This window comes from Kitasatospora sp. NPDC018619 (assembly GCF_044391605.1).
Lineage (GTDB): Bacteria > Actinomycetota > Actinomycetes > Streptomycetales > Streptomycetaceae > Kitasatospora.
In genome coordinates, this window is the sequence record NZ_JBISAI010000023.1 from 1 (window position 1) to 17,923 (window position 17,923).

Consider the following 17,923-nt stretch of genomic DNA (forward strand, 5'->3'; position numbering starts at 1 on the left):
AGCTAAGCCTTACAGCGCCGATGGTACTGCAGGGGGGACCCTGTGGGAGAGTAGGACGCCGCCGAACAATTCTTCAGAAGAGCCCCTGATCCCTTGCGGATCAGGGGCTCTTCGCGTTTCCGGTGACGTATCGTCAGGGCATGGACGATCAGACAGCGGTCATGGCGAACGATGTGCTCCGGCCCGAGCAGCGCGACGGCGCGCTGCGCGTTCTGGCGGAGGCCCAGGCGGTGGACGGCCGGGCCGCCGTCTCCGAGCAGGGCCGGCTCCGGTTGCGGAACGCCGACTCTCCGCGCCCCGGCGTCATCCACCTCGTCGAGACCGACGACAAGGCCGTCCTCGGCTACGGCCAGCTGGAGGTGCCCGAGGAGTCGGCCGCCAACCCCGCCGCCGAGCTGGTGGTCGATCCGGCCGCCCGCGGCCGCGGCCTGGCCCGCCCGCTGGTGGACGCCGTCCTGGCGCAGGCCCACCGGGCGGGGCGGGACGCGGTGGACTTCTGGGTGCACGGCGGCCACCCGGCGGCCCGGCACCTGGCCGGGGCGTACGGTGCCGAACTGGTCCGCGAGCTGCGGCAGATGCGCCGCACCGGCCCGCAGACCGAGGACGTGGCCCTCCCCGAGGGCATCGAACTCCGCACCTTCCGCCCGGGGGAGGACGACGCCGAGTGGCTGCGGCTGAACGCCCTGGCCTTCGCCCACCACCCCGAGCAGGGCAGCTGGACCGCGCAGGACCTCGCGGAGCGGATCGCCGAGCCGTGGTTCGACCCGGCCGGCTTCTTCCTCGCCACCCGGGACGGCCGGGTGGTCGGCTTCCACTGGACCAAGGTGCACCCGGCCACCGCCGCCGAGCCCGAGCTCGGCGAGGTGTACGTGGTGGGCGTGGACCCGGCCGAGCAGGGCAGCGGCCTGGGCCGGGCGCTGACGGCGGCGGGCCTGCGCCACCTGACCGGCACCGGCCCCGGCGAGCGCGGCCTGGACACCGTCCTCCTCTACGTCGACGCGGACAACCCGGTGGCGGTGCGGGTGTACGAGCGGCTGGGGTTCACCGTCCACGAGGTGGACCTCATGTACCGGGCGCCGTACCGGGCGGACCGGTCGCTCTAGCGGTGCTCCGGCCGCGCCGTGGCCGGAGGCCCCGGGCCTTCGGACCCCGGCGGAGGCGGCCGGAGGGCCCCGCCCGTTGCCCCGACCGACTCAGCTTTCCTCCTGGCCATGCGGTGTTTACCGTGGATTCAATTGCTGCCGCGAAGATCACAGGATGAAGTCCGTAGTGTCTCGCTCGTGCAGAGTCGACCGCCACGCACCGGCCGGTCCTGTACGGACCGCACCCGGCGGGTGGGTGCTGTCCCCGGGTCCGGCCCGGGGCGAGGGCGACGGCCCGCAGAGCCCATCGCGTCCGGACGCCGTCCTGCTGCTGGAGGAGCTGGAGCCCATGAGCATCCCTCGCCCCGTCTCTGCCCCGCTGTCGCCCACGGCCCGGATGTCCGGCGCACTGGGGGTGCCGCCGGAGCTGCCGGCCACGGACGAAGAGGAGTTCGAAGCGCTGCCGCAGGGCCGCTTCCTGGACCGCGAGCGCAGCTGGCTCGCGTTCAACGAGCGGGTGCTGGAGCTGGCCGAGGACCCGGGCATCCCGCTGCTGGAACGGGCGAAGTTCCTGGCGATCTTCGCGAGCAACCTGGACGAGTTCTTCATGGTCCGGGTGGCCGGCCTGAAGCGCCGGATCGCCACCGGTGTCGCCCAGCGCAGCGCGTCCGGCCTCCAGCCGCGCGAGGTGCTGGACCTGATCTGGACCCGCTCGCGCGAGCTGATGGCCCGCCATGCCGCCGCCTTCCAGCAGGAGGTGCTGCCGGACCTCGCCGCCGAGGGCATCGAGGTCGTGCGCTGGCCGGAGCTGGCCGAGAAGGAGCAGGCCCGGCTGCACACCCTGTTCCGGCAGAAGATCTTCCCGGTGCTGACGCCGCTGGCCGTCGACCCGGCGCACCCCTTCCCGTACATATCGGGACTCTCGCTGAACCTGGCCGTCGTGGTGCGCAACCCGGTCTCCGGGCACAAGCACTTCGCGCGCGTCAAGGTCCCGCAGTCGCTGGCCCGCTTCCTGGAGGCCTCGCCCCAGCGGTACGTCCCGCTGGAGGACGTGATGGGCGCCCACCTGGAGGAGCTCTTCCCGGGGATGGAGGTGCTGGCCCACCACGCCTTCCGGGTCACCCGCAACGAGGACCTGGAGGTGGAGGAGGACGACACCGAGAACATCCTCAAGGCCCTGGAGAAGGAGCTGATGCGGCGGCGCTTCGGCCCGCCGGTCCGGCTGGAGGTCGAGGAATCGATCGACCCGTACATCCTGGACCTGCTGGTGCGGGAGCTGAACATCACCGAGGCGGAGGTCTTCCCGCTGCCCGGGCCGCTGGACCTGACCGGGCTGTTCGCGATCGCCGACCTGGACCGCCCGGAGCTCAGGTACCCGAAGTTCGTGGCGGGCACCGCCCGTGGGCTGACCGACGTCGAGTCGGCCTCCCAGCCGGACATCTTCGCCGCGATGCGCGAGCGCGACGTCCTGCTGCACCACCCGTACGACAGCTTCTCCACCTCGGTGCAGGCCTTCCTGGAGCAGGCCGCCGCCGACCCGGACGTACTGGCGATCAAGCAGACCCTGTACCGCACCTCCGGCGACTCGCCGATCGTCGACGCCCTGATCGACGCGGCCGAGTCCGGCAAGCAGGTGCTGGTGCTGGTCGAGATCAAGGCGCGCTTCGACGAGCAGGCCAACATCAAGTGGGCCCGCAAGCTGGAGGAGTCCGGCTGCCACGTGGTGTACGGCCTGGTCGGGCTGAAGACGCACTGCAAGCTCTCGCTGGTGGTCCGGCAGGAGGGCGACACCCTGCGCCGCTACTCCCACGTCGGTACCGGCAACTACCACCCGAAGACGGCCCGGCTGTACGAGGACCTCGGTCTGCTCACCTCCGACCCGCAGGTCGGCGCGGACCTCTCGGACCTGTTCAACCGGCTCTCCGGCTACTCGCGCCGGGAGTCCTACCGGCGCCTGCTGACCGCCCCGCGCGGCCTGCGCGACGGGCTGGTCTCGCGGATCCACAACGAGATCGCCCACCACCGGGCGGGCCGTCCGGCCTACGTGAAGCTCAAGGTCAACTCGATCGTCGACGAGGCCGTGATCGACGCGCTGTACCGGGCCTCCCAGGCCGGGGTGCCGGTGGACGTCTGGGTGCGCGGGATCTGCGCGATCCGCCCGGGCGTGCCGGGGCTGAGCGAGAACATCAGGGTCCGCAGCGTCCTGGGGCGCTTCCTGGAGCACTCCCGGATCTTCGTGTTCGGCAACAACGGCGATCCGGAGGTGTGGATCGGCAGCGCCGACATGATGCACCGCAACCTGGACCGGCGGATCGAGGCGCTGCTGCGGATCACCGATCCGGCGCACCGCGCCGAGCTGTCGGGGCTGATCGACCTCGGGGTGTCGGACGAGACCGAGTCCTGGCACCTGGGGCCGGACGGCGCCTGGGCCCGGCACTCGCAGGACGCCGAGGGCCGGCCGCTACGACACGTCCAGGACCTGCTGATCGACTCACGCCAGCGCCGGCGGGCCGCCACCTCGCGCTGACGCGTCCACTGATGCGAAGCCGCCGGAGCAGTCGGCCCACAGGACACTGGCGGGCAGTTGCTTCCGGCGGTCGGCCACCAGCTCCGGGGACCGCCCCGGGGGAACGGGGATCTACCACGCCATGACCGAAGCGCCGATGACGGCCCAGGCGGCCTCCACAGCGACCGCCGGGGACATCCTTTCCCGCCACCTCACCGTCCAGGCCGGCGCCTTCCTGCGCGCGCTGCCGCTGGCGGTGGGCGAGGTCGGCGCCAGACCCGGGACCGCCTCGCTCGTCCCGTCGGCCGGTACGTCGGACCTGCTGCGGGCCGTCCGGCGGATCGGCGGGCTGCTGCACACCTTCGGCTCGGTCTTCGAGCAGACCTGGGCGCAGGAGTCGCGCACCGAGCTGCGCTGGCTGCTCAACCTGCTGGCGCTGGAGCCCGGCTACGTCCGCCGCTCGGCGCGGCTGCTGGGCGCGCTGGACCTGCTGAGCGGTGCCGACCCGGACGGGACGGGCATGCTGGCCGGCCACGCGGGCGCCCCCAAGGCGCGCGCGCTGCTGGACCGGCAGCTGACCCTGGCCCGGACCAGGGCGCACTCCACGGTGCTCCAGGAGCTGCGGTCCGCCCGGCTGCACGCGCTGGCGGACCGGATGACCCTGCTGGTCGGCGAGGCGCCGCTGCTGGAGTCGGCGGGCGGCCGGGCCCCGGCGGTGCTGCTGCCGCAGGCCGCCGCCGCGTTCGCCGCGCTGGCCGCGGCCGCCCAGCAGCTGCCGTTGCAGCGGGCCGCCACCCCGTACGGCGGGGACGGGCTGCGCCGGCTGGGCGCGGTGCCGACGGCCCGCGGGGCGGTGGACGCGGACGCCGCGCTGGCGGCCGACGACGCGCCCTGGTCGCGGCTGCGGATCCTGGTGAAGCGGGCCCGGTACGCCCTGGAGGTGTGCGGCCGGGCGTCCTCCGGGCTGGACGAGCTGGACGTGGTGCTGGCCCGGCAGCAGGAGGCGGCGGACGCCGCCGTCACCGCCGCCACCGCGGCGCGCACGCCGCGGATCACCCCGGCGACGGCGTACGTGCTGGGCGTGGTGCACGCCGACCAGCGGCTGGAGGTGGAGTCGGCGCGGTACGCCGTCGGCCGGCGCTGGCCCGACCTGCCGCCGGGCCCGGACGGCTGGCTGGAGCTCGTCCCGGCGGACGCCTGGGGGCACCCCGCCGCACCCCGGACGGTCTGAGGTGGGCGAGCGCCCGGGCAGCGGCCGGGCGGCGGGGGCCGGGGCGGAGCACGGGCCGGTGGTCCTGGCGGCGGGCGCGGTGCTGTGGCTGCCGGGCCGGCTGAAGAAGAGCGGACGGCTGGGGCGGCCGCTCATCGCGCTGATCCACCGGCCCAAGTACGACGACTGGAGCCTGCCGAAGGGCAAGCTCGAGGCCGGCGAGGGCGTGGCCGACGCGGCCGTGCGCGAGGTCCTGGAGGAGACCGGGTTCCGCTGTCTGCTGGGCCCGGAGCTGCCGACCCGGCACTACCGGGTGCAGGGCCGGCCGAAGGAGGTCCGCTACTGGGCGGCGGTGCCGTCGGGCGGGTCGTTCCGGCCGAACCGGGAGGTGGACCGGCTGGAGTGGCTGCCCGCCGGGAAGGCCCGCGCCCGGCTGACGCACGAGCACGACCGGGAGCTGGTGGACGCCCTGCTGGCGGTGCTGGGGGCGAAGCCGGTGCGCGCGGCCGGGGCGGCGGCGGTGAAGGAACGGTGGAAGTGATCTGCCTGCGCTCTTGCCGTGACGCAACCGTTACTACCTGACGTAGTTTCCTGTCATCCGTTCGAGGTTCACTCACCGTTCACTTGCGACCGGCTGTCGTGTCACTTACCCGGCCTAACTTCGGGACCACCGGAGGGCCGCACGGGCCCCGGACCACAGCAAAACCCGCGTCGGCCGTACGCGTACGGCCCGCGCAGAGGGCAATGCCACAGAAAGGGACACCCCTGTGAAGCTCCAGCGGAACGGCCGCTCCAAGGCCCTCGCCATCGGTGCCATGGCGCTCGTCAGCTCGCTGTCGCTCGCCGCCTGCGGGTCGGACAACAACAACAACACGACCGCCTCCGGCGGCTCCGGCGCTTCCGCCGCGGCCGGCAGCGCGATCAACTGTGGCAAGCCCGGTTCGCTGATCGCCGCCGGTTCGACCGCCCAGGGTGCGGCGATGGACGTCTGGAAGACCAGCTTCGCCGCCGCGTGCTCCGGCACCTCGATCAACTACCAGGGTGGCGGCTCCGGTGCCGGCATCCAGCAGTTCACCCAGGGCAAGATCCAGTTCGCCGGCTCCGACTCGGCCCTGAAGCCGGCCGAGATCGAGGCCTCCAAGGCGGCCTGCCCCGGGGGCCAGGGCATCGACCTGCCGATGGTCGGCGGCCTGATCTCGCTGGTCTACAACGTGGACGGGGTGGACAACCTGGTCCTGGACGGCCCGACCGCCGCCAAGATCTTCGACTCGCAGATCACCAAGTGGAACGACCCGGCGATCGCCGCCCTCAACCCGGGCGCCAAGCTGCCGGACGCGGCCATCCAGACCTTCCACCGCTCGGACGACGCCGGCACCACCGAGAACCTGACCAAGTACTTCGCCGCCGCCGGCGGCGGTGCCTGGTCCTACCCGGCCAGCAAGGCCTGGGCGGGCAAGGACGGCCAGTCGGCCAACGGCAGCGCCGGCGTCTCGGCCCAGGTGAAGCAGGTCAAGAACTCGATCAGCTACGTCGAGCTGGCCTACGCCCAGACCAACAACCTGAAGAGCGCCGCGATCAACACCGGTGCCTCCAAGCCGGTCGAGGCCACCGCCGAGAACGCCGCCACCACCATCGCCAAGGCCCAGTCCGCCGGCACCGGCAGCGACCTCGCGCTGAAGCTCGACTACGCGACCAAGGAAGAGGGCGCCTACCCGCTGGTCCTCGTCACGTACGAGATCGTCTGCGACAAGGGCAACAAGGCCGAGACCCTCGACACCCTGAAGTCCTTCCTGACCTACACGGCCAGCGACGCGGGCCAGAAGGCCGTCGGCGAGAAGGGCTACGTCCCGCTGCCGAAGGCCGTCACCGACAAGGTCAACGGCGTCATCGCCACCCTGGCCTGACCCGACCGGCCCCCGGTGGGGCGGCCCCGTGAGCGAGGGGGGGCCGGGGCCGCCCCACCGGAACGCACCACACCCAGCACCACGTCCGGGGCACCGCCGCCATGGTGCCGTCCCCCTTCCGGGGCGGCACCACCAGACCGGAGTAGACCAATGACTTCATCCTCCCCTGCCGCCCCGCGAGGCAGGGAACGCCGGCCGCGCGACAGCCGGGTCGGCGACAAGATCTTCATGAACCTCGCCCGCGGCTCGGGCATCCTCCTGCTGGTCGTCATGGCCGCCATCGCCGCCTTCCTCACCTGGCGGTCGGTCCTGGCCCTGAGCACCAACGAGGGCAACTTCCTCACCACCTTCGAGTGGACGCCGGACGCTCCGAAGCCCGTCTTCGGCATCGCCGTCCTGGCCTTCGGCACCGTCGTCAGCGCGATCATCGCGATGGTGATCGCCGTCCCGGTGGCCATCGGGATCGCGCTGTTCATCTCGCACTACGCGCCGCGCCGGATCGCCCAGCCGTTCGCCTACCTGGTCGACCTGCTCGCCGCCGTCCCCAGCATCGTCTACGGCCTGTGGGGCGCGCTCTTCCTGGTGCCGCACCTGGACGGCCTGACCAGCTGGCTCAACGAGTACCTGGGCTGGACGTACATCTTCGACCAGACCAGGACCGGCACCCCGCGCAACCTGTTCACCGTCGGCATCCTGCTGGCGATCATGATCCTGCCGATCATCACCGCGGTCTCCCGCGAGGTGTTCCGCCAGGTGCCGCGGATGCACGAGGAGGCGGCGCTCGCGCTCGGCGCGACCCGCTGGGAGATGATCCGCACCGCGGTGCTGCCGTTCGGCCGCCCCGGCATCATCTCGGCCTCGATGCTCGGCCTCGGCCGCGCGCTCGGCGAGACCATCGCGGTCGCGGTGGTGCTCTCCGCCAGCAACGTCCTGTCGCTGCACATCCTCGACGCCGGCGGCGGCACCTTCGCGCAGAACATCGCGCTGAAGTTCGCCGAGGCCGGGAGCAACGGCCGCGACGCGCTGATGGCCTCCGGCCTCGTCCTGTTCGTCATCACCCTGCTGGTGAACGGCGCAGCGCGACTGATCATCGCCCGCCGCAAGGAGTACTCGGGGGCCAACGCATGACCGTCACCGTCGTCGCCGAGGACGCCCGGCCCGTCGGCCGTCCGCTGACCGCCAACCGGCTGCCCAGGTGGGCCCCGGCCGCCGTCGCCGTCGGCTCGATCGCCCTCGGCTGCGGGATCGGCGCGGCCGGCGGGTTGGCCAGCCACCTCCAGTGGGGCCTGATCTCCGCGCTGCTGTTCGTCCTGGTCGGCTACGCCCTCTCGGCCCGGGTCGAGGGCCGCCGGCAGGCCAAGGACCGGCTCGCCACCTCGGTGGTCTGGGTCGCCTTCATCCTGGCGGTCATCCCGCTGGTCGCCCTGACGGTCTACACCGTCCAGAAGGGCATCCACGTGGTCGACGGGTTCTTCCTGAGCCACTCGATGAAGGGCGTGATCCAGTCCGGGCCCGGCGGCGGCATCTACCACGCGCTGATCGGCACCCTGGAGCAGGTCGGCCTGGCCACCGCGATAGCCGCCCCGATCGGTCTGCTGACCGCCGTCTACCTGGTCGAGTACGGCCGCGGCAGGCTCGCCAAGGCGGTCACCTTCTTCGTCGACGTCATGACGGGCATCCCGTCGATCGTCGCCGGTCTGTTCATCCTCTCGCTCTGGAACCTCGCCCTGGGCTTCGGCTACTCCGGCTTCTCGGGCAGCCTCGCGCTGGCCATCCTGATGATGCCGATCGTGGTCCGGTCCACCGAGGAGATGCTGAAGCTCGTCCCGAACGAGCTGCGCGAGGCGTCGTACGCGCTCGGCGTGCCGAAGTGGAAGACCATCCTGCGGATCGTCCTCCCCACCGCGATCGGCGGCATCACCACCGGTGTGATGCTCGCGGTCGCCCGCATCACGGGCGAGACCGCCCCGGTGATGATGCTGGTGTTCGGCGCCGACTACATCAACAGCGACCCGTTCAACGGCCCGCAGCAGTCCCTGCCGATGTACATCTGGCTCCAGTACTCGCAGGTCAACAACGACTTCGGCTACGCCCGTGCCTGGGGTGCGGCGCTGGTGCTGATCGCCTTCGTGATGGGGCTCAACCTCGTCGCCCGGGGCTTCGCGCGCTGGCGCTCGCCCAGGGGCGGGCACTGAGCGACCGACTGACGTACGACACGGACGAGAGAAGCAAAAGATCATGGCCAAGCGCATCGACGTCAGCGGACTGTCGGCCTTCTACGGCACCACCAAGGCCATCGAGGACATCTCGATGAGCATCGAGCCCCGTTCGGTCACGGCCTTCATCGGCCCCTCCGGCTGCGGCAAGTCCACCTTCCTGCGGACCCTCAACCGGATGCACGAGGTGATCCCGGGCGCCCGGGTCGAGGGCAAGGTCCTCCTGGACGACGAGAACCTCTACGCCTCCAACGTCGACCCGGTCGCCGTGCGCCGCTCGGTCGGCATGGTCTTCCAGCGCCCGAACCCGTTCCCGACGATGTCGATCTACGACAACGTGATCGCGGGGCTGCGGCTGTCCGGCGTGAAGAAGAAGTCCGTGCTGGACGAGGTGGTGGAGCGCTCGCTGAAGGGCGCCAACCTCTGGCAGGAGGTCCACAACCGGCTGAACAAGCCGGGGGCCGGCCTCTCCGGCGGCCAGCAGCAGCGCCTGTGCATCGCCCGCGCCATCGCGGTCGAGCCCCAGGTCCTGCTGATGGACGAGCCCTGCTCGGCGCTCGACCCGATCTCCACCCTCGCCATCGAGGACCTGATCGGCGAGCTCAAGGAGCGGTTCACCATCGTCATCGTGACCCACAACATGCAGCAGGCGGCCCGCGTCAGCGACCGCACCGCCTTCTTCAACCTGGCCGGCGTCGGCCAGCCGGGCAAGCTGGTCGAGCTGGACGACACCCAGCGGATCTTCTCCAACCCGCAGGTCCAGGCGACGGAGGACTACATCTCCGGCCGCTTCGGCTAGGACTGCCCCGTCCCGCTCCCGCGGCGCCGCGGGAGCGGGACGGCCGCGAGCTGTCCCGCGGTGCTGCATGGCGGTGCCGCCGTGGGACATGGAGAAGGGCCCGCCCCCGAGATGTGGGGGCGGGCCCTGTCCGTTCGTCCGGGCGCCTGCGGGCCCGTGTTCGTCCGGGCGGCCTGCGGGCCCGTCAGCCCCAGAACAGGTGGACGAACCAGTACACCAGCGCCGCGACGAGGGCGGCCGCCGGCATCGTGATGAACCAGCCGAGCACGATGTTCTTGGCGACGCCCCAGCGCACCGCGCGGATCCGCTTGGTGGCCCCCGCGCCCATGATCGCCGCGGTGATCACGTGGGTGGTGGAGATCGGCGCCTTGAAGACGAACGACGTGATGTACATGACCGCCGCGGAGGTGGCCTCGGCCGCGAAGCCCTGCGGCGGGTCCAGCTCGATGATCTTGCGGCCGAGCGTCCGCATGATGCGCCAGCCGCCCGCATAGGTGCCCAGCGAGAGCATCGTGGCGCAGGAGATCTTCACCCAGACCGGGATGCCGCCGCCGGACTGGTGGCCGGAGATGGTCAGTGCCATGACCACGATGCCCATGGTCTTCTGGGCGTCCTGGAGGCCGTGCGCCAGGGCCATCGCGGCGGCCGAGGCGGTCTGGGCGACCCGGAAGTTGCGCTTGGCCCGGTGCGGGTTGGCCCGGCGGAAGATCCACAGGATCGCCAGCATGACCAGGAAGCCGCCGACCAGGCCGACCACCGGCGAGACGATCATCGGGATGACGATCTTGTCGAGGACCCCGCTCCAGATCACCTCGACGCCGCCGGCCAGCGCCGCGCCCACCATGCCGCCGAAGAGCGCGTGCGAGGAGGAGGACGGCAGGCCGAAGTACCAGGTGACGAGGTTCCAGGCGATCGCCCCGACCAGGGCGGCGAACAGGATCGCCATCCCCTGGTTGCCGGTGGGGGTCTCGATGATCCCCTTGGAGACGGTGTGCGCCACGCCGCTGCCGAGGAACGCGCCCGCCAGGTTCATCACCGCGGCCATCGCCAGCGCCGCCCGGGGGGTGAGCGCCCGGGTGGAGACCGAGGTGGCGATCGCGTTGGCCGAGTCGTGGAAGCCGTTGGTGTACGTGAAGAAGAACGCAACGCCGATGACGGCGATGAGTGCTGCCATGTCCACGAGGGTCAGGACTCCTTGACGGCGATGGTCTCCACCGTGTTGGCGACGTGTTCGAACGCGTCCGCCGCCTCCTCAAGGACGTCCACGACCTGCTTGAGCTTGAGGACCTCGATGGCGTCGTACTGACCGGAGAACAGGTGGGCGAGCAGCTTGCGGTGGATCTGGTCGGCCTGGTTCTCCAGCCGGTTGACCTCGATCCAGTACTCGGTGAGGTTGGACATGCTGCGCAGGTTCGGCATCGCCTCGGCGGTGAGCTCCGCGGCGCGCGCCAGGACCTCGATCTGCTGCTCGATGCCCTTCGGGAGGGTCTGGATGTCGTAGAGGACGACCAGGTCGACGGCCTCCTCCATGAAGTCCATGATGTCGTCCAGCGACGAGGCGAGGCTGTAGATGTCCTCGCGGTCGAAGGGCGTGATGAAGGACGAGTTCAGCTGGTGGAAGACGGCATGGGTGGTGTCGTCCCCGGCGTGCTCGGCGGCGCGCATGCGCTCGACGATCTCCGCACGGGCCGACACGTCTGATCCCAGCAGCTCCAGAAGGAGCTTCGATCCGACGACGAGGTTCTCCGCCGCGGCGGCGAACATGTCGTAGAAGCTCGTCTCCTTCGGGGTCAGGCTAAAACGCACGGAAATCTCCGATGTGCGGGGTAGGGACTGAACGATGCTAGGTGCAACCGAGCGCAATCATGCAAACGGGGTGCCGGGGAAGGAGCCGGAACCTCCCCTTCCGTTCGGCTGCCGCGCCGACTGGTCGGGGCCGCACCGCCACGTACGACCCGAACCCTCAGTCTGACGGAACCCCGCCCGGATTGTCCCCGTCCTGCGCACGGAAGAGGGGGGCGCCGCCCAGACGGGCGAACCCCCGGACACCCCGTCTCCCGGGCCCGGTGGCATGTGCCGGGTCGGCCGTCGGAACACCACGGAGGGCCCCGGTGTTGGACACTGGTGGCCGACGCAGCCACCAGGCACTGAGACGAAGGCGGGGCCGATGACCACGACGCAAGCGCGCACCGAGCCGGAGCACGCGCAGGGGAGCGACCCGCACGCCGGCCACGGCCCGGCGGGGCACCACGGCCCGCACGGCTACAGCGCGCAGAAGGACGCCCACCTCAAGCGGCTGCGCCGGATCGAGGGCCAGATCCGCGGCCTCCAGCGCATGGTCGACGAGGACGTCTACTGCATCGACGTGCTCACCCAGGTCTCGGCCGGCACCAAGGCGCTGCAGTCCTTCGCGCTGTCCCTGCTGGAGGAGCACCTGCGGCACTGCGTCGCCGCGGCCGCCGAGGAGGGCGGCGCCGAGCTGGACGCCAAGGTGGCGGAGGCCACCGCCGCGATCAGCCGGCTGCTGCGCAGCTGAGCCCTCGGCCGTCGCCGCACCTGACGCCCTGACCGTCCGCCGCCCCGGGGGCCCGCCGCTCCCAGGGCTCCGCGGTTCCCGGGGCCCGTCGGCCGTACGGCCGGTCAGCCGTCGGCCTCCCGGTCGGTCCGCCCGGCTTCGGTCCGGTCCAGCAGCACCTCGTCGATCCGCTCGGTCGGCAGCCGGTCGCCGGAGCTGGCCGTCGCGGCGATCATCAGCTCGCCGGCCAGATCGATCTCGTCGAGGGCCGCGTCGTCGTGGCCGCCGCTGCGGCCGCCCGTGGACGACACCACCTGCACCACCCCTTCAGTGCCTCGCCAGCCCGGGCGGCAGCCACCCGGAGTCCAGCCTAGGCACTTCGGGGCCCGTCCACATGGCACGGACGGGCCATCTCGGCGCCGCCGAAACGGGTGGCCGCCGCTCCCCGGGCGGCCACCCGCCCCGGCCGCACCCCGTCTCGCCCCGTCGCCGGAGCGCTGCCCCGGCGGCCCAGGGCGTCTCGGACCCTCCTACTTCGGGCTCTCCGTGGGCTTCATCTGGTAGATGTCCGAGGCCGCCGGCTCGGCCGCCTCCACCGGCCTGCCGAAGTCCGTCAGCGAGGTCGTCGACGTCACCTTCACCTGGTCCTTGGGCTCCTTCGACCCCGCGACCCCGGCGAAGGTGAACACCTCGACCACCTTGTGCAGCCGGCCCTGGTCGTCCAGCCAGACCTCGTACGGGACCTCCTTGACCGTGAAGGTCTGGCCGCCCATCCGCAGGCCGTCCCCGCCCCGGCCGCCGGTCGCGTCGGCCGCCTTCGCCAGGTCCAGCGTGCCCCGGTAGTGGTGCAGCGCGACCCCGTCGACCGTCTCGGTGCCCACCGCCTCCGCCTTCTGCGCCCCGCGCAGCGCCCCCGCCGACGAGGCCGGGTCGGTGGCGCCGCTGCTGACCAGGTTGCCGTCCGGCAGCTGGCGCACGTCCAGCTTCACCCACTTGCCCTCGGGGACCTTGGCGCCGCTGTTCTGGAGGTAGACGGTGCCCGGCAGGACCACCTCGACGATCTTCCCGGTGGTCGCCGCGCCCGGCGGCACCTGGATCTCCAGCCGGCCGATCCGCTTCACGTAGTCGTAGCCGCCGGTGCCGCTGAACGAGGCCTTCTTCTCCGCGGACTCGGTGACCAGCTCCGTCGTGGTGCGCGCCGAGCCGGTGCGCCCGGTGATGTCGGCGGCGTTGCGCACCGCCGTCAGCGGGTCCGCGGCCAGCTGGTCGGGGGCGCCCGACTGCTGGTCCGAGGAGCCGCCGGTGGAGCCGCCGGAGCAGCCGGCGGCCCCCGCGGCCAGGACGGCGGCGAGCAGGGCGGCCCCGGCCGCCGAGCGCAGGTGCGGACCGGGACGGCACTGCGGCCGTCCGGTGCGCTGCTGGTCGGTCATCTTCATCCTCGCGACAACCCCCTCGGGCCCGACTGCTCCGCCGGACACCACCGGGTGGGCAGAGCTCTTTCCGGGCAAACGAGTTGAGGCGCGAAGGGTTACGGGGGCCGGGGTGCCCCGGGCGCTTCGCGCGGCGGGCGTGCGGCGCGTTACGGTGAACCACGTGCACAGTGAGCTGCCGGCCGCGCCCGGCACCGCCCGGATGCCCGAACACCGCCTCGCGGTCACCGAGCGCGGTTCCTTCGCCTTCGCGAGCTGTAGCTGCGGCTGGTACGCACCGGCCCGCCGCTCGCGCGAACTGGCCCGCCGCGAGGGGACCGACCACCTCGCCGAGAACGGCGCCGGGCCGGACTGACCGTTCCGGGCCCTGGGCGGGCCCGGGACGGCGTCAGGCCGCTAGGTCGGACTCCGGCGGCTGCTCCCCGGCCCGGACCGCCCCGCGCCGACGCCCGCGCGGACCGGTCCCGCCGCGGGCCGCGCCGCCGCGCTCGGGCGCCCGGATCAGCGGGGCGAGTGCCGTGCGCCCCAGCGCGTGGCAGAACGGCACCAGCACCGCCATCGCGATCGGCGCCAGCAGCAGCACCACGGCGACGGCCAGCGCGAAGCCGCCGATCACGTCGGTCGGGTAGTGGACGCCCATGAACATCCGGCAGAAGCCCTGGAGGAGCGCCAGCCCGCCGGCGATCCAGCCCAGCCGGCGGTTCACCAGGAACAGCGCCACCGCGACGCCCATCGTCATGGTCGAGTGGTCGCTGACGAAGGAGTGGGTGCCGGCCTTGCCGTCCACCAGCACCAGCAGCCCCGGGTGGTCGACGAAGGGGCGCGGGCGGTCCACGATCGCGGCGATCGGCAGGTTGGCCAGCTCGGCGACCGCCACCGAGAGCGGCACCCAGAGCAGCCCGGCCATCGCCACCGGTGCGTCCGGGCGGCGTCTGGCCTGGAGCCAGGCCACCAGCCCGAGCATCGCCAGACCGATCAGGATGCCGTACTCGCCGACCCACGAGACCAGGTGGTCCAGCCACTGCGGGGAGCGCTTGGCCAGGCCGTTGACGGCGTAGAGCAGGTCGAGGTCGGGGTTGGTCGTGTCGGCAAGCGGCGTCGACACGCCGCACCTCCTTCTGGTCCGCTGCACCTGTACGTTCCCGCCGGGGCCCGCCCGGCGACGAAAGCTGACGAGGGACCACCGGACCCAACGTCATCGCCGGGACACAGCGTTCCACGGAAACGCGCGGTTATGGAAACTTGACTCAGCGTCCACAGCGCGCACACAGGTCCCGGCCGTCCCGGCCCTCCGCGGGGCCTACCGGCCGGCCCCGGCGGGGCTCGGCCCGGCCTGCGCGGGCGGGGCCGCGGCCGTCGGCCGGGCGGGGGCCGCCTGGGCCCCGCCCTGGGCCCCGGCCTGGCCGCCGGCCGGGGCCGTGGGCTCCGTCCCGCTCGGACGGCTCGGGGCGTTGACGGTGCCGTCGTTGTTGCGGGTCGGCAGCGCCTGGGCGCCGTCCGAGGTGACCCGGGTCGCGCCGATGTACTCCCTGGTGTCGATCCTGTCGTAGCGGATCACCGCGCCGGTGTGCGGCGCGTTGATCATGTACCCGCCGCCGACGTAGATCCCGACGTGGTGGATGCTCCGCGGATCGCTCAGGTCCGTCGCCCAGAACACCAGGTCGCCCGGCCGCAGCTGGTCGCGCGACGGGTGCGGCCCGGCGTACCACTGGTCGTTGGCGACCCGGGGCAGGGTGATGCCCACGCTCGCGAACGCGGCCTGGGTCAGGCCCGAGCAGTCGAAGCGCCCGTTCTGCGAGGGCAGGCCCTCGCCGCCCCACAGGTACGGGGTGCCGAGCTTGGTCTGGGCGAAGTAGATCGCGGCCGACGACTGCGGGGACACCTCCAGCGGAGCGCTCGGCGAGGCCGGCGCGGTGAAGCTGCGGGCCATCGCCTGGATGTTCCGCACGTAGCCCTGGGTCTCCTTGTACGGCGGCACCCCGTTGTACTTCTCCACGGCGCCCTCGCCGGCGTTGTAGGCGGCCAGCAGGTTGGCCTGGGGGTCGCCCGGCACCTTCGCGATCCGCCTGGCGATCGCGCAGTCGTAGGTCGCCGCCGAGGCGATCGCGTCCAGCGGGTCCCAGACGTCCGCCTTGCCGTCCCCGTTGCCGTCCGTGGCGTACTGGGGCCAGGTGCCCGGCATGAACTGCGCCATGCCCTGCGCCCCGACCCCGGAGCGCGCCCTGGGGTCGAACCCGCTCTCCTGGTACAGCTGCGCCGCGAGCATCGGCGGGGAGATCGCCGCACAGAGCGAGCCCCACCGCTGGATCGGGTCCTGGTAGGCCGCGGGGACCGTTCCGGGGGACAGGGCGGAACGATTCGCCGCCTGCTGCGGCGTCCCACTTGCCGCATAAGTCCCCATCGTCACCAGCCCGATGAACCCGAACGCAACAACTCCCGCAGCGGCGGCGGCCGTACCGGCCTTCCGGAGTACCATCAGCACCATCCCGACGAATCGTCAGTCGAAGTGTCCCGGAAGGCGTTGCTCACCGCAATCATCAGAGATACGAACAGTGAGCGCTATCCTTCGTACGGTGTACATCCTCGCGTACGTGTCCGGCGTCTCACGACCAATCCGCGAGAAGTAGCCAAGTCGACATCAGATCCGGCCAAGAATAGGTACCGACCCTTCGCGCGGGCCGGGTCCGGGCCCTTGAATTTGCCTGATCGGGCGGTGAGATGGAAATGAACCTGAGCAGCGTGCACACCAGTGCGGTCGGCCACCTGGCCGAGGACCCCCCCAAGAAGCCGAACATCGACACCATCATCGGCGGGATCGCGCCGGACTGGGGGCCGTTCGCGACCCTCGGTTCGGAGGCACGGGTGATGGTCGAGGTCATCATGGCCGTCGCCATCCTCATCTGCCTCGGCATCGCGGTCTGGGGTGCGGCCAAGCAGCGGATCGGAGCGACCGCGATGCGCGACAGCTTCGGCGCCGAACAGGGCAAGGGGCTGATCGTCGCCGGACTGACCGGCGTGTTCATCATCGGATCGCTCGGCACTCTGTTCACCATTGTCTACGGCATGGCGATCTGACGATCGGACAGCACTAGGAGTCGTCCGACCTGCCCGAGGCCGGGTCCCCGTCCGGACCCCTCTGACGGCCGGCCCGCCAGGAATCCACCCCCGTTCCCACCCTCCGTCCGCGCCCGCCCCCGGGCGGAGGGCCCCCGGAGCCGCCCCGGCTCCCCGCACCAGGAGGGCCGCCGTGCCGTTGTCCGACGACCAGCCGCGGACCCGTACGCGCCTGCCGGTCGGCGAACAGTCCTCCCCCCAGCAGAGTCACCGTCAGGCACGGCCGTTGCGAGCCCTGCTGGCCGTCCTGGTGGTCGTCACCCTGCTCGTGGTGGCCGTCGCCATCGCCAACCGCGTCACGCCCGGCGGGACCGGGGGCGGGACCGGGGGCGGCACCTCCGCCGACCGCGCCGGCTCCGGCGCCGGGCCCGCCCCCAGCGGCGACCAGCCCGTCGGCACCACCGTCAACGGCATCCCGACCGGCTACCCGCACACCGAGCCCGGGGCCCAGTCCGCCGCCACCAACTACGCGGTGGCGATCGGCTCCGCGGACATGTTCCGCACCGACAGCCGCCACGGCATCATCACCACCATCGCCGACCCGGGCGCCCTAGCGGCGCTCCAGAGCCGGCTGGACCAGGGCTTCTCACCCGAGACGGCGACCAGGTTCGGGGTCGACAGCCAGGGGCAGCCCCCGAAGGGGCTGACCTTCGTGAGCCGGACGATCCCGGTCGGGGCGAAGAGCAGTGGCTACACCGAGGACAGCGTCAAGGTCGATGTCTGGTGCACGGGCCTGTTCGGTCTGGCTGGCGAGCGTTCCACCAAGCCGGTCTCCGAGGAGTGGTTCACCCTCACTCTCAGCCTTCGATGGACCGGGACCGACTGGAAGCTCAGCGACTACAGCCGTGTGGCGGGGCCGGCTCCGATCCCGCCGGACCAGCAGGCCGCGACCGCCGAGGAGATCACTGGTGCCGTCTCGCAGTTCGGAGGCTTCCACTATGCCCGTTGACGGTAGTTCGGGCGCCGTTCGGAAGACCGTGGTCCGGGTGGCGGGGACTGCGCTGTTCGGCGCCGTCTCGGTCGTGGCAACGGCCCATCGCGCGCTGGCGGAGCCGACACCCACACCGGGCTCCGGGGCGACCAACACGAGTTGCCCGGGTGTTCCGCTTCCTGGCAATGATGTCTACTGTGCTCCGCCTGGTGGCGG

General features: G+C 72.0%; 17 protein-coding genes and 1 pseudogene. 12 read left to right on the forward strand and 6 right to left on the reverse strand.

Features of this window, described 5'->3' with window-relative positions; all coding sequences use genetic code 11:
* Nucleotides 1-140: 140 nt before the first annotated feature.
* The 8 genes and pseudogenes from mshD to pstB all read left to right on the forward strand — a co-directional run bounded on the left by mshD (nt 141) and on the right by pstB (nt 9,717).
* Nucleotides 141-1,103: a mycothiol synthase gene (gene mshD, locus ACH5AR_RS28695; RefSeq protein WP_396304429.1), complete on the forward strand. Its 963-nt coding sequence runs from the start codon at nt 141-143 to the stop codon at nt 1,101-1,103.
* 436 nt (nt 1,104-1,539) lie between these two features.
* Nucleotides 1,540-3,609, forward strand: a pseudogene (locus ACH5AR_RS28700) (RNA degradosome polyphosphate kinase); the annotation flags it as partial.
* 121 nt (nt 3,610-3,730) lie between these two features.
* The gene (locus ACH5AR_RS28705; protein ID WP_396304430.1) at nt 3,731-4,819 is read left to right on the forward strand and encodes a CHAD domain-containing protein; all 1,089 of its coding nucleotides are present in this window, start codon (nt 3,731-3,733) and stop codon (nt 4,817-4,819) included.
* A gap of 1 nt (nt 4,820) precedes the next feature.
* Nucleotides 4,821-5,339 carry an NUDIX hydrolase gene (locus ACH5AR_RS28710; protein WP_396304431.1) on the forward strand — a complete coding sequence of 173 codons (519 nt, stop codon included), beginning with the start codon at nt 4,821-4,823 and terminating at the stop codon, nt 5,337-5,339.
* A gap of 226 nt (nt 5,340-5,565) precedes the next feature.
* Nucleotides 5,566-6,702 (forward strand): phosphate ABC transporter substrate-binding protein PstS, encoded by a 1,137-nt coding sequence (pstS, locus tag ACH5AR_RS28715; protein WP_396304432.1) that lies wholly within the window; start codon nt 5,566-5,568, stop codon nt 6,700-6,702.
* A gap of 150 nt (nt 6,703-6,852) precedes the next feature.
* The gene (gene pstC, locus ACH5AR_RS28720) at nt 6,853-7,830 is read left to right on the forward strand and encodes a phosphate ABC transporter permease subunit PstC (RefSeq protein WP_396304433.1); all 978 of its coding nucleotides are present in this window, start codon (nt 6,853-6,855) and stop codon (nt 7,828-7,830) included.
* The gene (gene pstA, locus ACH5AR_RS28725) at nt 7,827-8,897 is read left to right on the forward strand and encodes a phosphate ABC transporter permease PstA (protein ID WP_396304434.1); all 1,071 of its coding nucleotides are present in this window, start codon (nt 7,827-7,829) and stop codon (nt 8,895-8,897) included. Before pstC ends, pstA begins: the two co-directional genes overlap by 4 nt.
* A 43-nt stretch (nt 8,898-8,940) precedes the next feature.
* Nucleotides 8,941-9,717, forward strand: a complete 777-nt coding sequence (gene pstB, locus ACH5AR_RS28730; RefSeq protein WP_396304435.1) for a phosphate ABC transporter ATP-binding protein PstB — start codon at nt 8,941-8,943, stop codon at nt 9,715-9,717.
* Nucleotides 9,718-9,901: 184 nt separating this feature from the next.
* Here pstB and ACH5AR_RS28735 read toward each other — a convergent pair whose 3' ends face one another.
* Both ACH5AR_RS28735 and ACH5AR_RS28740 read right to left on the reverse strand, forming a co-directional pair.
* Nucleotides 9,902-10,897, reverse strand: coding sequence for an anion permease (locus ACH5AR_RS28735; protein ID WP_396304436.1), 996 nt, complete (start codon nt 10,895-10,897; stop codon nt 9,902-9,904).
* Between the two features lie 5 nt (nt 10,898-10,902).
* A complete protein-coding gene (locus tag ACH5AR_RS28740; protein ID WP_030059626.1) occupies nt 10,903-11,523 on the reverse strand; it encodes a DUF47 domain-containing protein in 621 nt (206 codons plus the stop codon).
* Nucleotides 11,524-11,884: 361 nt separating this feature from the next.
* On the opposite strand from ACH5AR_RS28740, the gene ACH5AR_RS28745 reads away from it, so the two are divergent.
* Nucleotides 11,885-12,253, forward strand: coding sequence for a metal-sensitive transcriptional regulator (locus ACH5AR_RS28745; RefSeq protein ID WP_396304437.1), 369 nt, complete (start codon nt 11,885-11,887; stop codon nt 12,251-12,253).
* 104 nt (nt 12,254-12,357) lie between these two features.
* Here the strand turns inward: ACH5AR_RS28745 and ACH5AR_RS28750 are convergent, their stop codons facing one another.
* Together ACH5AR_RS28750 and ACH5AR_RS28755 are read right to left on the reverse strand one after the other, a co-directional pair.
* On the reverse strand, nt 12,358-12,546 hold the full coding sequence (locus ACH5AR_RS28750; protein ID WP_396304438.1) for a hypothetical protein: 189 nt from the start codon (nt 12,544-12,546) through the stop codon (nt 12,358-12,360).
* 216 nt (nt 12,547-12,762) lie between these two features.
* On the reverse strand, nt 12,763-13,662 hold the full coding sequence (locus tag ACH5AR_RS28755) for a hypothetical protein (protein WP_396304439.1): 900 nt from the start codon (nt 13,660-13,662) through the stop codon (nt 12,763-12,765).
* A 163-nt stretch (nt 13,663-13,825) separates the two neighbouring features.
* Between ACH5AR_RS28755 and ACH5AR_RS28760 the strand changes: the two genes are divergently transcribed.
* A complete protein-coding gene (locus tag ACH5AR_RS28760) occupies nt 13,826-14,017 on the forward strand; it encodes a hypothetical protein (protein WP_396304440.1) in 192 nt (63 codons plus the stop codon).
* A gap of 33 nt (nt 14,018-14,050) precedes the next feature.
* Here the strand turns inward: ACH5AR_RS28760 and ACH5AR_RS28765 are convergent, their stop codons facing one another.
* Together ACH5AR_RS28765 and ACH5AR_RS28770 are read right to left on the reverse strand one after the other, a co-directional pair.
* Nucleotides 14,051-14,767, reverse strand: coding sequence for a phosphatase PAP2 family protein (locus ACH5AR_RS28765; protein WP_396304441.1), 717 nt, complete (start codon nt 14,765-14,767; stop codon nt 14,051-14,053).
* Between the two features lie 195 nt (nt 14,768-14,962).
* Nucleotides 14,963-16,138 carry an NlpC/P60 family protein gene (locus tag ACH5AR_RS28770; protein ID WP_396304442.1) on the reverse strand — a complete coding sequence of 392 codons (1,176 nt, stop codon included), beginning with the start codon at nt 16,136-16,138 and terminating at the stop codon, nt 14,963-14,965.
* 248 nt (nt 16,139-16,386) lie between these two features.
* Between ACH5AR_RS28770 and ACH5AR_RS28775 the strand changes: the two genes are divergently transcribed.
* Complete coding sequence (locus ACH5AR_RS28775; RefSeq protein ID WP_396304443.1) at nt 16,387-16,737, forward strand: hypothetical protein; 351 nt, start codon at nt 16,387-16,389, stop codon at nt 16,735-16,737.
* A 265-nt stretch (nt 16,738-17,002) separates the two neighbouring features.
* Nucleotides 17,003-17,725, forward strand: coding sequence for a hypothetical protein (locus tag ACH5AR_RS28780; RefSeq protein WP_396304444.1), 723 nt, complete (start codon nt 17,003-17,005; stop codon nt 17,723-17,725).
* Nucleotides 17,726-17,923 lie beyond the last annotated feature (198 nt).